A 13,133-nucleotide genomic window follows, 5' to 3' on the forward strand; every position below is an offset into this window, starting at 1 on the left:
CGTGATAAACCCTCGTATTTTGTGAGTCAAGCCAGTTTCTCGAGGATCTTTCGGAGGAAGCTCATGCAAGGCAGGGTAGCCGCGAAGCTCGACCAGGAAATCGCAATGCCCCGGCGAGCGCCGACGCAGCAACGCAGCCGCGAGCGGGTCGAGCGGATGCTTGCCGCCGCCGCGGCGCTGATCGCCGAGCAAGGCAGCGATGCCATGCGCATGGGCGAGGTGGCGGAAAGAGCAGGGGTGTCGATCGGCTCGCTCTACCAGTTCTTTCCCGACAAGCGGGCGATCGTCTGGGCGCTGGCCGAGCGCTACACCGCCGAAAGCCAGGCCTGCATCTCGGCGGCGCTGAAGGACGTCAGCGACGCCGAGGGGCTGAAGCGGGCGTTTTCGGAGCTGGTCGACATCTATTACGGGATGTTCCTGGCCGAACCGGTGATGCGCGACATCTGGTCGGGCACGCAGGCCGACAAGGCCTTGCGCGAACTCGAACTGGCCGACAGCCGGGCCAATGCCCGATTCCTCGTCGCGGTGCTGAAGCGGTTGCGTCCCGGCGCAGATACCGTGGCGATGGAGACGGCGGCGCTGCTAGTCTGGCAGATGGGCGAGGCGGTCATGCGGCTGGCGATCTCCGTCGACCGGGAGGAGGGCGACAGGCTGGTCGCGGCCTATAAGCGCATGGCGCTGCGGGAGCTGGTGGAAGGGTAGGTACAAACTGGTCGGGTTTCCCGCAGCGTCTGTGGCCAACAAAAAACCCGCCTCGGAGGCGGGTTTTTGATCTGCGACACGTTTAGAAAGGCTTAGAGGCCGAAACCTTCGAAACGCTTCTTGAACTTCGACAGGCGGCCGCCGCGGTCGAGCAGGGTCTGCTGGCCGCCGGTCCAGGCCGGGTGCGTAGTCGGGTCGATGTCGAGGTTCATCGTGTCGCCTTCCTTGCCCCAGGTCGAGCGGGTCAGGTATTCGGTGCCGTCGGTCATGACGACCTTGATGGTGTGGTAGTCGGGATGGATATCGGCCTTCATTGTCGTGTTCCTGGCTTGCCGGCGCTGGTGACGGGCCGATGGCCTGCGTCGATGCGCCCCTTTTTTAAACTCGAAGCCGCAGCTAATGAAAAGCCACGGCTTCTAAAACGGTCGGCGAGCCTATACATCAGCCGGAATTGAATCACAAGGCCGCGGCAGGCGCATATTGAAGCGCATGACGAACACGCGGCCAGAGGAAACGCTCATGGCGGATATCGGTGTCAGTGGTGACGAGCGCAGGCGCTCGGTCCGGCCGCTCAGGAACCTTTTTCCGTACGTCATGCGGTACCGCAAACTGGCGGTCGGCGCGATCATATCGCTGATCGTCGCGGCAGGGACGACGCTGGCCCTGCCGATGGCCGTGCGGCGCATGATCGATCACGGCTTCCAGGCGGCGGGCACTACCTTCATTGCCGAGTATTTCGCCGCGCTGGTGCTGATGGCGGCCGTGCTGGCGGCGGCGTCCGCCAGCCGCTACTACTTCGTCATCACGCTCGGCGAGCGGGTCGTCGCCGACATCCGCCGCGATGTCTTCTCCCATGTCACGACGCTCTCGCCGGCCTTTTTCGATCGCTCGCAGTCGGGCGAGATCGTGTCGCGGCTTGCCGCGGATACCACGCAGGTGAAGTCGGCGGTCGGCGCCACGGCATCGGTCGCGCTGCGCAATCTCATCCTCGGCGTCGGTGCCGTGGCGATGATGGTCTTCACCAGCCCAAAACTGTCCGGCCTGGTACTGGCCGCCATCCCGCTGATCGTGCTGCCGCTCGTCGCCTTCGGCCGTTCGGTGCGGCGCAAGTCGCGGCTGGCGCAGGATACGCTGGCGGAAGCCACTGCCTATGCCAGCGAGCAGATCGGCGCCGTGCGCACGCTGCAGGCCTTCACCAACGAGAAGCTGGTGACGGGGCGCTTCTCGGCCGCCGTCGAGGCCGCCTTCGAGGCGGCGCGCACGTCGGTCTTCGCCCGCTCCTTTCTCACCTTCTTCGCCATCTTCATGATCTTTTCATCGGTGGTGGCGGTGCTCTGGTTCGGCTCGCGCGACGTGCTTGCCGGCACGATGTCGGCCGGCACGCTCGGCCAGTTCCTGCTCTATTCGGTGTTCGCCGCCGGCGCACTCGGCGCGCTGTCGGAAGTGTGGAGCGAGCTGTCGCAGGCGGCGGGCGCCGCCGAGCGTCTGACCGAGATCCTGGCCGAGAAGCCCGCCATTCAGGCGCCCGCAGATCCGCAGCCGCTGCCGGCCAAGGCCAAGGGCGCGATCAGCTTTGACGATGTCTCCTTCTCCTATCCGGCGCGGCCGGACCGGGCCGCCGTGCATGGGCTGAGCTTCCAGGTGAAGCCCGGCGAGACGGTGGCGATCGTCGGTCCTTCGGGCGCGGGAAAAAGCACCGTCTTCTCGCTTATCCTGCGCTTCTACGATCCGGAGAGCGGCCGTGTCGTCATCGACGGCGTCGATCTGCGCCAGGCCGATCCGGCCGCAATCCGCCAGCGCATCGCCATCGTGGCGCAGGACGTCACCATCTTCGCGGCCAGTGCTGCCGACAATATTGGCTTCGGCCGGCCGGGCGCCAGCGATGCCGAGATCGAGGCGGCGGCAAAGGCGGCGCTTGCCGACGAATTCATCGGCAAGCTTGAAAAGGGCTATGACAGCCAGGTCGGCGAGCGCGGTGTGACGCTTTCGGGCGGCCAGCGCCAGCGCGTGGCGATCGCCCGCGCCATTCTGCGCGACGCACCGATCCTGCTGCTCGACGAGGCGACCTCGGCGCTCGACGCCGAAAGCGAAACGCTGGTGCAGACGGCGCTGGAGCGGCTGATGCGCGGCCGCACCACCATCGTGATCGCCCACCGGCTGGCGACGGTACTCAAGGCCGACCGCATCCTGGTCATGGAAGGCGGGCGCATCGTCGAGGAAGGCACCCACCAAAGCCTTGTCGGCAAGGGCGGCACCTATGCGCGGCTCGCCAAGCTGCAGTTCGAGACCGGAGCGAGCGCCTTCAAGGGCGCGGCGGAGTAGCGCCCGCCGGCAGGCGTTATCAGTCGCCGTACCGCTTGCGCAGGTGCTCGGTGAAGTAAACGGCGTTGAGCTTCTCGCCGGTGGCGCGCTCGAGCAGGTCCGGCGTCGACCAGCGCGAGCCCTGCGACCAGATCTTGTCGCGTCGCCACTCATTGATGGCGCTGAAGTCGCCCTTGGCGAGATCTCCGTCGGCTGACGGATGCTCCCTGGTCAAGGCGGCCCACTGCTGTGCCGCCATCATGGCGCCCAGGGTGTAGGACGGGAAATAGCCGAAGGCGGCGCCCGGCCAGTGCACGTCCTGCATCGGCCCGTCGGCCGGGTTGTCGATGGTCGACAGGCCGAGATAGTCGCGCATCTTGGCATCCCAGGCCTCCGGCAGGTCGGCGGCCTCCAGCCGTCCTGAGACGAGCTCCTGCTCGAGCTCGTAACGCAGGATGACATGCAGCGGATAGGTGACCTCGTCGGCGTCGACTCGGATGAAGCCGCGTTCCACATGATGGACATGCGGCAGGGTGTCGTCGATCGACCAGGCTTCGCCGAGATGCTTCTCGACAACCGGCAGCGCCCAGCGCCAGAAGGCGGGGTTGCGGCCGATCTGCTTCTCGACGAACAGGCTCTGGCTCTCATGCATGGCCATGCCGCGCGCCTTGCCGAGCGGCCAGTGCGACCAGGCTTTCGGCAGATTCTGTTCGTAAAGCGCGTGGCCGGTCTCGTGCAGCACCCCCATCAGCGCCGACAGGAAATCGGAAGTCTTGTAGCGGGTGGTGATGCGCACATCGGTCGGCACGCCGCCGCAGAAGGGATGGTGCGACACCGCCAGCGAGCCATGCGTGAGGTCGAAGCCGACCGCCGCCATCATGGCAAGACCAAGCTCGCGCTGCTTCTCGACGGCGTAGCTGCCGGAGAGCGGCTTGAGCGCATGCTTCGCCAGCCGCGCATCCTGCACGGCCAGCGCATGCGGCAGGAAATCCTTGAGGAAAGCCTTCAGCTCGACGAACACCGGCGTGATGTCGGCGGCGCGGTTGCCGGGATCGTACTGCTCCATCAGCGCGTCATAGGGGGCGAGGCCGAGCGCCTCGGCGCGCAGCGCCGCTTCTTCTCGGACCAGCGCCACGACGCCTTCCAGTGCCGGCAGGAAGCCCGCCCAATCATTCTTGGCGCGCAGGTCGCGCCAGAGCTGCTCGGAGCGCATGCGCGCCGTCGTCTGGCGCTCGACAAATTCGACCGGCAGGCAGGTGAGGTTGGTATATTGCCGGCGCAGTTCCCTCACCGCAGCCTGCTGCTCGTCGTTCAGCGGTTCGGCTTCGGCGGCGGCGATCCAGTCGCCGATCTCCGGCGCGGTAGCCTGGGCGTGCAGCATGCCGGCCAAGGCCGACATCGCCTCGGCGCGCTTCTCGCCGCCGCCAACCGCCATGTGGGTCGCCTCATCGGCGCCGAGGATGGCCAGCGCATGTTCCAGCGCTTCGAGCCTATGGCCGAGTAGATCGAGTTTTTGGAAGGACATGGATGGTTTCCGGCTGCAAAGGGGTTGGCGCGAAAAGATACCAAGGCGCGCAGCTTGGCAACCCTGATCCGCCCGTTCCGGATCAGCCCATCTTGCCTTGCAACAGCGCTGCGTGATCAAAAGTTGGGGCCAACGAGCGGAGGGGACAATGATCGGCAATATCCTGACCGGGCTGGTGGCGCTGATCCACTGCTACATCGTCTATCTGGAGATGGTGCTGTGGGACACGCCGCGCGGCCACAAGGCGTTCAACCTCAAGCCGGACTTCGCCAGCGCCTCGAAAGTGCTCGCCGCCAACCAGGGGCTCTATAACGGCTTTCTTGCTACAGGCCTGATCTGGGGGCTCTATCTCGGCACCGGCGGGTTCCAGATCAAGATGTTCTTCCTGCTTTGCGTTGCCGTCGGCGGCCTCTATGGCGGGGCGACCGTCGGCCGCAAGATCCTGTTCGTCCAGACGCTGCCTGCGGTGCTTGCCATTATCGCGCTTTGGCTCGGCCGGTGACTGAAAAAAGGACGCCCTCGGGCCAGGTCCCTCGGGCGCCAGATCGTCCCTTCCTGGTCTCGAAACGGCAGTCGCGGACCGAAACCGCTCAGCCGTTCGGATAGTGACCGCCGTCGGCGCCGTCGCCCATCAGGAAGCCGCTGCCGGTATCGGTTCTCAGCTTCTGGTCGACATTGTCGAGACGGCGCAGCAGATCGTGATATTGCGCAGCCGGAATCCTGCCGTGATCCGAAGCGGCTACGTGCTCGGCCACCTGGCTGATGTGCGCGGCGCGCATATGCAGTTGCTGCGCTTCCGAGGCCGAGATGTCGTTTGCTTGCCGCGCGTCGGCGATGCCCTGATCCACACCCTGGACCTGCTCGATCAGGCTGGTCACCCGCGGTCCGGTGAAGTCGGTTGGATCGGTTGCGTCGAGAGCGCCCTTGTGATGTCCGGCGGCGTAGGCGCCGGCGAGCGGAGCGGCGATCAGAACCGCGGCGAGAGTTGCAGTCTTGAGAGATGTTAAAGCGCGCATGACGGCGCGTCCTCCTGCTGGGGAAGGAGCGGCCATCCCGCTCTGCTTCCGAGCTAGTGGGCCGTCCGGTTCCGTCGCGTCGCGATGGGAGGCATCGCCGGCGGTTCCCGGCCCTGCGCAGCAAATTAGGGCCGCCAAGTCGCCGAGTGTAATTAATAAAAGATAATGTTTTCAGGCCTTGCCGGCGAGCTTCTGCGCGCTAGAGTTGAGCCTGCGAACAAATTCGCGTGAGTTCGCGTTATGCCGGATCAACGTTCGGTGAGCTTCAGTTCAATTCGGCGATTCTTGCTGCGCGCCTCATCCGTGTCGGCCGGATCAAGCGGCTGGAATTCGCCGAAGCCGGCGGCTACCAGCCGGTTCGCCGGCACGCCGTTCTCGATCAGGAACTTCACCACCGAGGTCGCACGGGCGGTCGACAGCTCCCAATTGTCGCGATAGCGGCCGGTGCCGGACAAGGGCTTGTTGTCGGTGTGGCCATCGACGCGCAGCACCCAGCTGATCTCGGGCGGGATTTCCCTCTGCAGCTCGATGACGGCATCGGCGAGCTTCTTCATCTCGACCTTGCCGGCATCGTTGATCTCGTCGGAGCCGGTCGGGAACAGCACTTCCGACTGGAAGACGAAGCGGTCGCCGACGATGCGGATGTTCTCGCGGTCGGCGAGGATCTCGCGCAGCCGGCCGAAGAAATCGGAACGGTAGCGGTTGAGTTCCTGGACGCGCTGCGCCAGCGCCACGTTCAGGCGGCGGCCGAGGTCGGCAATCTTGGTGTTGGACTCGCGGTCGCGCTGCTCGGACACGTTGAGCGCGTCCTCGAGCGCCGCGATCTGCTTGCGCAGTGCCGCGATCTGCTGGTTGAGGATCTCGACCTGGCTCAGCGCTTGCTGGCTGATCTGGCGCTGGTTGCTGAGTTCGCCGGACAGCGCGTCCGCCCGCTTGTTGGCCGCGTCGCCGGCGCCGGCACCCTGTTCCAGCAATTGCTGAAGGCGGCTCTTTTCCGCCTCCGCCGCCGACAGCGAGGCCTGCAGATTGGCGAGCGTATCTTCCTTGTCCTGGCTGTTCGAGCGCTCCAGCGCCAGCAACTGCGTCAGCTCGTTGATCTGCGAGTTGAGGCGGCTGAGCACGGTGTCCTTGCCGGAGATTTCGCGGCTGAGCAGGAATTGCGCCAGCACGAAGACCGTCAGCAGGAACATGATGGCGAGCAGAAGCGTCGACAGCGCGTCGACGAAGCCGGGCCAGTAGTCGATGCGGCGATCGGCGCGCCGCCTTGCCAGCGCCACGTCAGTGCACTCCGGTCTTCTTCAGGGCATCAGCGATCTTTTCCAGCGTGTTGCGCATCGCCTTCTGTTCGTCCGACTGCGCCTCGACCCAGTCGCGCATGATCTGCTGTTCGGAGCGCATGTTCTTGACCAGTCCGGAAATGCCGTCCGCCAGGTTGGCCATAGCGGTGGCGACGCGCGGGTTGGAGCCGCCGCCATTTTCCTGCAGGCTGCGCAGCCGTTCCGACAGCAGGCGGATCTCCTCCGACGGCTCGGCGCGCGCCGATTCCGACACGACGATATCGGACGAGAGATCGGTGACCGAGGACAGCCAGTTCTCGAGTTCGGTGTAGAAGCGGGTCTGGGCGCGGCCGGCCTGCAGGTCGAGAAAGCCGAGCACCAGCGAGCCGGACAGGCCGAACAGCGAGGACGAGAAGGCCGTGCCCATGCCGGCGAGCGGCGCCGAGAGGCCCTGCTTGAGCGCGTCGAGTACGGCGGCGGCATCGCCGCTGCCGGGGTCGAGCGCCTCGATCGTCTCGCGGATTGAGGCGATGGTGTTGAGCAGGCCCCAGAAGGTGCCGAGCAGGCCGAGAAACACCAGCAGTCCGACAAGATAGCGCGAGGTGTCGCGGCTTTCATCGAGGCGCGTGGCGATGGAATCGAGCATGGTGCGCATCGAAGAGGTCGAGAAGGCGATCGTCGACGAGCGGCCGATCATCGCCTTCATCGGCGCCAGGAGCACCGGCTCGGTGGTCTCGGAGCCGGCGCGGAAGGAGTTGACCCAGCGCACCTCTCTGAACAGCCGGCCGACCTGGGCGAAGGCGAGCAGGATGCCGACGGCGAGCACGCCGATGATCAGCCCGTTGAGGCCGGGATTGCTGGAGAAGGCGGAGGAGATCTGGCGGGTGAGGATGGCGGCGATGAAGGCGACGATGACCAGGAAGATCACCATCGTGAGCAGGAAGACCTGCGGGCTCGACAGTTTGTGCGGATCGTAGACCAGGACATCCGAGCGCCTGCCGAAGGATCTGAGAAAAGCCATCCGTGCCCCGTTTCCGATGCCACCCGCCGCAGAATTGCCGCGACTCTAAACGGAATTGTGACCAAATTGAATGGTGCTTGACAATATCGCCCCGCGCGGGTCGTTTCAAAAACGGCTGATGACCAGACAGTCGACCATGGCGGCCAGGTGCAGCCCGGCGCCGGTGACGACGAAGCCATGCCAGACGGCATTGTGGAAGCGCAGGCCTTTCCAGGCAAAGAAGATGACGCCCAATGAATAGACGATGCCGCCCGCGACCAGCAGCATGACGGAGGCAGGCGGCAGCGTCGCGGCCAGCGGTCCGGCGAGCACGACGCCGCTCCAGCCGATGGCGAGATAGAAGAGGATCGCCAGCCGGTCGTAGCGCCCGGGCAGGAACATCTTGATGGCGATGCCCATTGCCGCCGCGCTCCACACGATAACGATCATCGGCATGGCAAGCGCGGACGTGTGGAGCTGGGCCAGGAAAGGCGTGTAGGTGGCGGCGATCAGCAGATAGATCGCGGCATGGTCGAAGCGGCGCAGGATCCACTTCGCCGGCCACGAAATCGGCCACAAATTATAGGCCAGCGATACCGACAGCACGGTGAGCAGCGACACAACGTAGAAGACGGCGGCGACATACTCACCCGGGCCGGAATGGAAGGCGGCTAAAGCCAGGAAGGCAGAGCCGGCGGCGATCGCCAGCACGATGCCCACAGCATGGACGATGCCATCGGCGATCATCTCGGCGCGTGAATAGTGCCAGCGGCCGACAAAGGGGATTTCGATCGTTGTATTTGCGCGAGCGTCGTTCATGAATGATCCTGCAACCATAATCTGGGCAGTCGCGGATCAGTATTTCAAGCTTCGGTTGCGGTTTTGCGACGAGCGCGCTGCGCGTCCTTTCGACGCGCAAAGGAGGCTGCAGCCCTTTGATTTGCGCTTATCCGTTCCGAACCGGAGGTCAGCGAATCAATTCCGATTTCGGGGTGATGCGATAGGGGCGCTTCAGCGCGCAGCCAGCGGCTTCTTTACCGTCTTCAAGAGGGCGCGTTGGATAAGCTCGTTGCCGGCGACGATGGAGCCGGCCTCCAGCATGTCCTGCCCGCCATCCATATCCGAAACGAAGCCGCCCGCTTCACGGATGAGCAGGGCGCCGGCGGCGATGTCCCAGGCCGAAAGGCCGGTTTCCCAAAACCCGTCCATGCGGCCGGCCGCGACATAGGCGAGATCGAGCGAGGCTGAGCCAAGGCGGCGGACGCCGGAGACCTCGGCCATGACATTGCGCAACTCGATCAGGAAATTGCCGTGCTGGCCGCGCCCAAGATGCGGCACGCCGCAGCCGATCACGGCATCGGTGAGCTTGGCGCGTCCGGCGACGCGCAGCCGGCGGTCGTTCATGAAGGCGCCGCCGCCGCGCTCGGTGGTATAGAGCTCATCCATGGCCGGATTGTAGACGACACCGGCGACGATCTGGCCCTGGCGCTCGAGCGCGATCGAGACCGCGAAGAGCGGGATGCCGTGGAGGAAGTTGGTCGTGCCGTCGAGCGGGTCGACGATCCAGCGATGCTGGCCGTCCTCGCCGTCGACGGCGCCGCGCTCCTCCATCAGGAAGGCGTAGCCCGGCCGCGCCTTCGACAGTTCGGTAAAGACGATCTCTTCGGCCTTGCGGTCGGCCTGGCTGACATAGTCGCCAGGCCCCTTCATCGAGACCTGCAGGTTCTGCACCTCGCCGAAATCGCGCGACAGCGACCGGCCGGCCTTCATCGCGGCCTGGACCATGACATTGAGGAGAGCGGAACGCGCCATTCTTCTTCTTCCTGTGTTGGCCGTTTTATTCTGCGCGACGCACGTAAGTGATCTCGTTGGTGTCGACGATGATGCGCTCGCCCGCCGAGATGAAGGGCGGCACCAGGACGCGGACCCCGTTTTCCAGCACTGCAGGCTTGTAAGAGGACGCCGCCGTCTGGCCCTTCACCACGGGGTCGGCCTCGGTGATGGTCAGCGTCACCTGGTCGGGCAGCGAGATGCCGATCGGCCGCTCCTCATAGAGCTGGACCGTGACCATCATGCCGTCCTGCAGGAACGCGGCGCGCTCGCCGACGAAATCCTTGTTCAGTTCGAGCTGCTCGTAGCTTTCGGTGTCCATGAAAACCAGCGCGTCGCCCTGCTCGTAGAGGAAGGAGAAATCCTTCATCTCCAGCCGGATCTGCTCGACGGTCTCGGCCGAGCGGAAGCGCTCGTTGAGCTTGGTGCCGTTGATCAGGTTCTTCAGCTCGACCTGGTTGTAGGCGCCGCCCTTGCCGGGCTTCACGGTGTTGGTCTTGACCGCGACCCAGAGGCCGCCGTCATGCTCGATGACATAGCCGGGACGGATTTCGCTGCCACTGATCTTGGCCATGTTGAACTGATCCGGAATGAGATTTTTGGCGCGGAGCGCGCTTTGGCGCCTCCAAGACCACAAATCGCATTGAGTGGCAAGGGAGGGCGTCGCGAACGCTCATGGAGATGGCCGATGCCGTGAGCCGTCTTTTCAGGGCAGCCGGTTCGCCTTCTGCAGCGCCTGCTTGGTCTGACCGTCGTCGAGGCCTTGCAGGAAATCGTCCATCTGCGGGTCGATCAACCCGGCGCGCCGGGCGACGATATACCAGGCTCCGGCCAGGATCAGATCGGGGTCGGTACCGATGCCGCCCATATAGAGTTTGGCGAGGCGGTTCTGGGCGGCGACATTGCCGCCTTCGGCCGCGCGCCTCATCCAGGCAAAGCCCGATTTCAGGTCGCGATCGCCGCCGCGCCCCTCGATCATCCATGCGGCGAGGTCAAGTTGCGCGGTGTCGTAGTTCTGCCGGGCGGCCTGCGCCAGCAGGGTGCGTGCCTTGGCGTCGTCGCGCGGTTTTCCGCCGGCGCCGTTGGCGTAGATTTGCGCCATCGCGTACTCGGCGTCGGCAAGGCCGGTACTGGCGGCGCGCTCATAATACACAGCCGCCTTGGCGATGCCGGCATCGCCCGGATCCTGCTGGACGAGCAATTGGGCGAAGTTGAACTGGGCCAGGCGGTTGCCCGCCTCGGCGGCGGCCTGCATCAGCGCATAGGCTTCCTTGGCGTCCTTCTTCACATAGCGTCCGTCGAGCAGCATCAGCGCATATTGGAACTGTGCTTCCGGCACGCCCTGCTCGGCGGCGAGCCCATACCATTTCGCGGCCTCTGCCGCGTTGAGCGGCACGCCCAGCCCACGCGACAGGATCTCGGCGACCAGTGTCTGCGCCGCGGGGTCGCCGTTCTTGGCCCGCACCAAGGCAAGGTTGTAGGCGGTCTTATAGAGGCCGCGCTGGAAGGCGCCGTAGGCGGCGTCCGGGAGCTTGGCGCCGAAGCGATCGGGATTGATGGTATCGGCCGATGGCGGTTGAAGCGTTGCCGGCTGTGGCAGCGGTGTTTCGATCGGCTTATCGGCATGGGCCGCGCCAGTATTCGGGGCGGCAGCATTCGGGGCGCCGGTATTTGGGGCGCTTATATTCGGAATGCTTGTATTCGGGGCGCCGCTAGCAGGGGCGCTTGTATCCGGCGCGCTCGTGTCGGGTGTGGTCGTGTCCGGTCTGGGCTGCGGCACCGGCGGGGTCTCGGCGGCCAGCGCAGCGGCCGCCTGGATCGTCAAGGCAGCGGCCAACGCCGCGAAGGAAAGCCTGGGCCAGCGCACGTCAGTCCTCGAAGCGCGGCGCGATTTGGTCGAGCAGCGCGTTGGCCGCGGCGACCGCCGCGCGCGGATCGAGTCCGTCGGCGAAGACGGCGCTGGAGAGCGCCACGAACTCGGCGCCGGTGGCCGCTACCGTTTCCACCGACGCAAGCTCGGAGCCGGCCATCACGATGCAAGGAATCTGGATCATCTGGGCCCACCATTCACCGAGAGCGAGATTGCGGTGGTGCGGCTCGGGCTTGTTGTCATAGCCGAAGCGGCCGAAGAACATGTAGTCGGGCCGCTCCTCGCCGAGCTCCAGCGCCTCGTCGCGGGTCTTGGCGCCGCCCGCCCCGACCATCATCCTGTCGGCCAAGCGCTCGATCGTCTCGGCCAGTTCCTGGCGGTTTGCCTCGACATGGATGCCGTCGGCATGGACGCGGCCGGCGATGCGGCTGTCGCCGGCGATGATGACGGCGACGCCGGCTGCCTGCGCGATCGGCACGATCTTCTCGGCGAAGGCCTGGAAGGCGGCGTCATCCATGCCGTTTTCGGGCAGGATCAGCGAGGCGACGTCGCCGCCGTCGAAGGCGGTGCAGATGTGCTCGGGAGCTACAAGCGGCGGCGCGATCAGCACGATTCGGCAGCGATTGGGCGGGGTTGCTTCATTCATCGGTCTTCGATCCCGGTTTTCGCCTATGCCGGGCGAACATGGTGGCATTGCGGCATAGAGCAAAGCGTCCGGCTTGAACAGGAGGCGGGCGAAGATCGCCGCTGAAAAGCGTCGCGGCAGCAGCGGCTTGCGCCAATCTTCAAGGACTGACAGACGGCCTGTTGAAGCTCCTGATGGACGCTAACGAAACGACCGCTAGGTTAGCAAGCGAAAGCACGGGAAGAGCATGGCGCAAAATATCTACGACAAGGCCGATTTCTTCGAAGGCTACAGCCGTCTGCATCGTTCGGTGGAAGGGTTGGACGGCGCGCCCGAGTGGCCGGTTCTGCGCGCCATGCTGCCGAAGGTGGGTGGTCTAAGCATCGTCGATCTCGGTTGCGGCTTCGGCTGGTTCTGCCGCTGGGCGGGGGCGCACGGAGCCAAGCAGGTTCTGGGCCTCGACCTGTCGGAAAGGATGCTCGCCCGAGCACGCGCCGCCGGCTCCGACGAAGCCATAGCCTATGAGCGCGTCGACCTCGACGAGCTCAGTTTGCCGAAGGCGCGCTTCGACCTCGCCTATAGCTCGCTTGCCCTGCATTATGTCAGCGATGCCGCGCGGCTGTTCGCGACGGTTTACCAGGCCCTGGTCCCTGGCGGGTTCTTCGTCTTCTCGACGGAGCATCCGATCTTCATGGCTCCAAGCAATCCGGGCTGGTCCGTGGACGCCGCAGGAAGGAACGTCTGGCCCGTCGATCAGTATCTGGTGGAAGGGCCGCGCACGACCGACTGGTTCTCCGAGGGCGTGGTGAAGCACCACCGCACACTCGGCACCACGCTCAACAACCTGATCCAGGCCGGGTTCACCATCGGCCGCGTGGAGGAATTCTGTCCAACTGAAGGGCAGATCGCCGCCAGGCCTGAACTGGCCAAAGAGGTCGAGCGGCCGATGTTTCTTCTGGTTCAGGCGCGACGATGAGAGGTCGGCGG

14 protein-coding genes are annotated in these 13,133 nt (G+C 65.2%); 4 read left to right on the plus strand and 10 right to left on the minus strand.

Annotated features, from left to right (window positions below):
- Positions 1 to 63: 63 nt before the first annotated feature.
- Entirely contained in the window at positions 64 to 702 is a 639-nt protein-coding gene (locus tag P9228_RS27930; protein WP_067319486.1) for a TetR/AcrR family transcriptional regulator, read from the plus strand.
- Positions 703 to 794: 92 nt separating this feature from the next.
- Here P9228_RS27930 and rpmE read toward each other — a convergent pair whose 3' ends face one another.
- Positions 795 to 1,016: a 50S ribosomal protein L31 gene (rpmE, locus tag P9228_RS27935; RefSeq protein ID WP_040974396.1), complete on the minus strand. Its 222-nt coding sequence runs from the start codon at positions 1,014 to 1,016 to the stop codon at positions 795 to 797.
- 205 nt (positions 1,017 to 1,221) lie between these two features.
- Here rpmE and P9228_RS27940 point away from each other — a divergent pair, with 205 nt between their 5' ends.
- Entirely contained in the window at positions 1,222 to 3,024 is a 1,803-nt protein-coding gene (locus P9228_RS27940; protein ID WP_278056674.1) for an ABC transporter transmembrane domain-containing protein, read from the plus strand.
- Between the two features lie 19 nt (positions 3,025 to 3,043).
- On the opposite strand, the gene P9228_RS27945 is transcribed toward P9228_RS27940, so the two are convergent.
- On the minus strand, positions 3,044 to 4,528 hold the full coding sequence (locus P9228_RS27945) for a carboxypeptidase M32 (protein WP_127240160.1): 1,485 nt from the start codon (positions 4,526 to 4,528) through the stop codon (positions 3,044 to 3,046).
- A gap of 148 nt (positions 4,529 to 4,676) precedes the next feature.
- On the opposite strand from P9228_RS27945, the gene P9228_RS27950 reads away from it, so the two are divergent.
- Positions 4,677 to 5,030, plus strand: coding sequence for a DUF1304 domain-containing protein (locus P9228_RS27950; RefSeq protein WP_278056677.1), 354 nt, complete (start codon positions 4,677 to 4,679; stop codon positions 5,028 to 5,030).
- Positions 5,031 to 5,118: 88 nt separating this feature from the next.
- On the opposite strand, the gene P9228_RS27955 is transcribed toward P9228_RS27950, so the two are convergent.
- The 8 genes from P9228_RS27955 to P9228_RS27990 form a co-directional block, all read right to left on the minus strand.
- The gene (locus tag P9228_RS27955) at positions 5,119 to 5,544 is read right to left on the minus strand and encodes a hypothetical protein (protein WP_067001742.1); all 426 of its coding nucleotides are present in this window, start codon (positions 5,542 to 5,544) and stop codon (positions 5,119 to 5,121) included.
- Between the two features lie 248 nt (positions 5,545 to 5,792).
- Complete coding sequence (locus P9228_RS27960; RefSeq protein ID WP_067319478.1) at positions 5,793 to 6,821, minus strand: peptidoglycan -binding protein; 1,029 nt, start codon at positions 6,819 to 6,821, stop codon at positions 5,793 to 5,795.
- A 1-nt stretch (position 6,822) separates the two neighbouring features.
- Complete coding sequence (locus P9228_RS27965; protein WP_067319476.1) at positions 6,823 to 7,842, minus strand: MotA/TolQ/ExbB proton channel family protein; 1,020 nt, start codon at positions 7,840 to 7,842, stop codon at positions 6,823 to 6,825.
- A gap of 105 nt (positions 7,843 to 7,947) precedes the next feature.
- Positions 7,948 to 8,640, minus strand: coding sequence for a hemolysin III family protein (locus tag P9228_RS27970; protein ID WP_067319474.1), 693 nt, complete (start codon positions 8,638 to 8,640; stop codon positions 7,948 to 7,950).
- A 192-nt stretch (positions 8,641 to 8,832) separates the two neighbouring features.
- Positions 8,833 to 9,633, minus strand: a complete 801-nt coding sequence (locus P9228_RS27975) for an inositol monophosphatase family protein (RefSeq protein ID WP_067319472.1) — start codon at positions 9,631 to 9,633, stop codon at positions 8,833 to 8,835.
- Between the two features lie 25 nt (positions 9,634 to 9,658).
- Positions 9,659 to 10,225, minus strand: a complete 567-nt coding sequence (gene efp / locus P9228_RS27980; protein ID WP_067001754.1) for an elongation factor P — start codon at positions 10,223 to 10,225, stop codon at positions 9,659 to 9,661.
- A gap of 132 nt (positions 10,226 to 10,357) precedes the next feature.
- Positions 10,358 to 11,518 (minus strand): tetratricopeptide repeat protein, encoded by a 1,161-nt coding sequence (locus P9228_RS27985; RefSeq protein ID WP_245307364.1) that lies wholly within the window; start codon positions 11,516 to 11,518, stop codon positions 10,358 to 10,360.
- A 1-nt stretch (position 11,519) separates the two neighbouring features.
- Positions 11,520 to 12,167, minus strand: a complete 648-nt coding sequence (locus P9228_RS27990) for a thiamine phosphate synthase (protein ID WP_067319470.1) — start codon at positions 12,165 to 12,167, stop codon at positions 11,520 to 11,522.
- 226 nt (positions 12,168 to 12,393) lie between these two features.
- Here P9228_RS27990 and P9228_RS27995 point away from each other — a divergent pair, with 226 nt between their 5' ends.
- Positions 12,394 to 13,122 (plus strand): class I SAM-dependent methyltransferase, encoded by a 729-nt coding sequence (locus P9228_RS27995; RefSeq protein WP_278053503.1) that lies wholly within the window; start codon positions 12,394 to 12,396, stop codon positions 13,120 to 13,122.
- Positions 13,123 to 13,133: the final 11 nt, after the last annotated feature.

The sequence above is a fragment of the Mesorhizobium sp. WSM4898 genome (genome assembly GCF_029625845.1).
Taxonomy (GTDB): Bacteria; Pseudomonadota; Alphaproteobacteria; order Rhizobiales; family Rhizobiaceae; genus Mesorhizobium.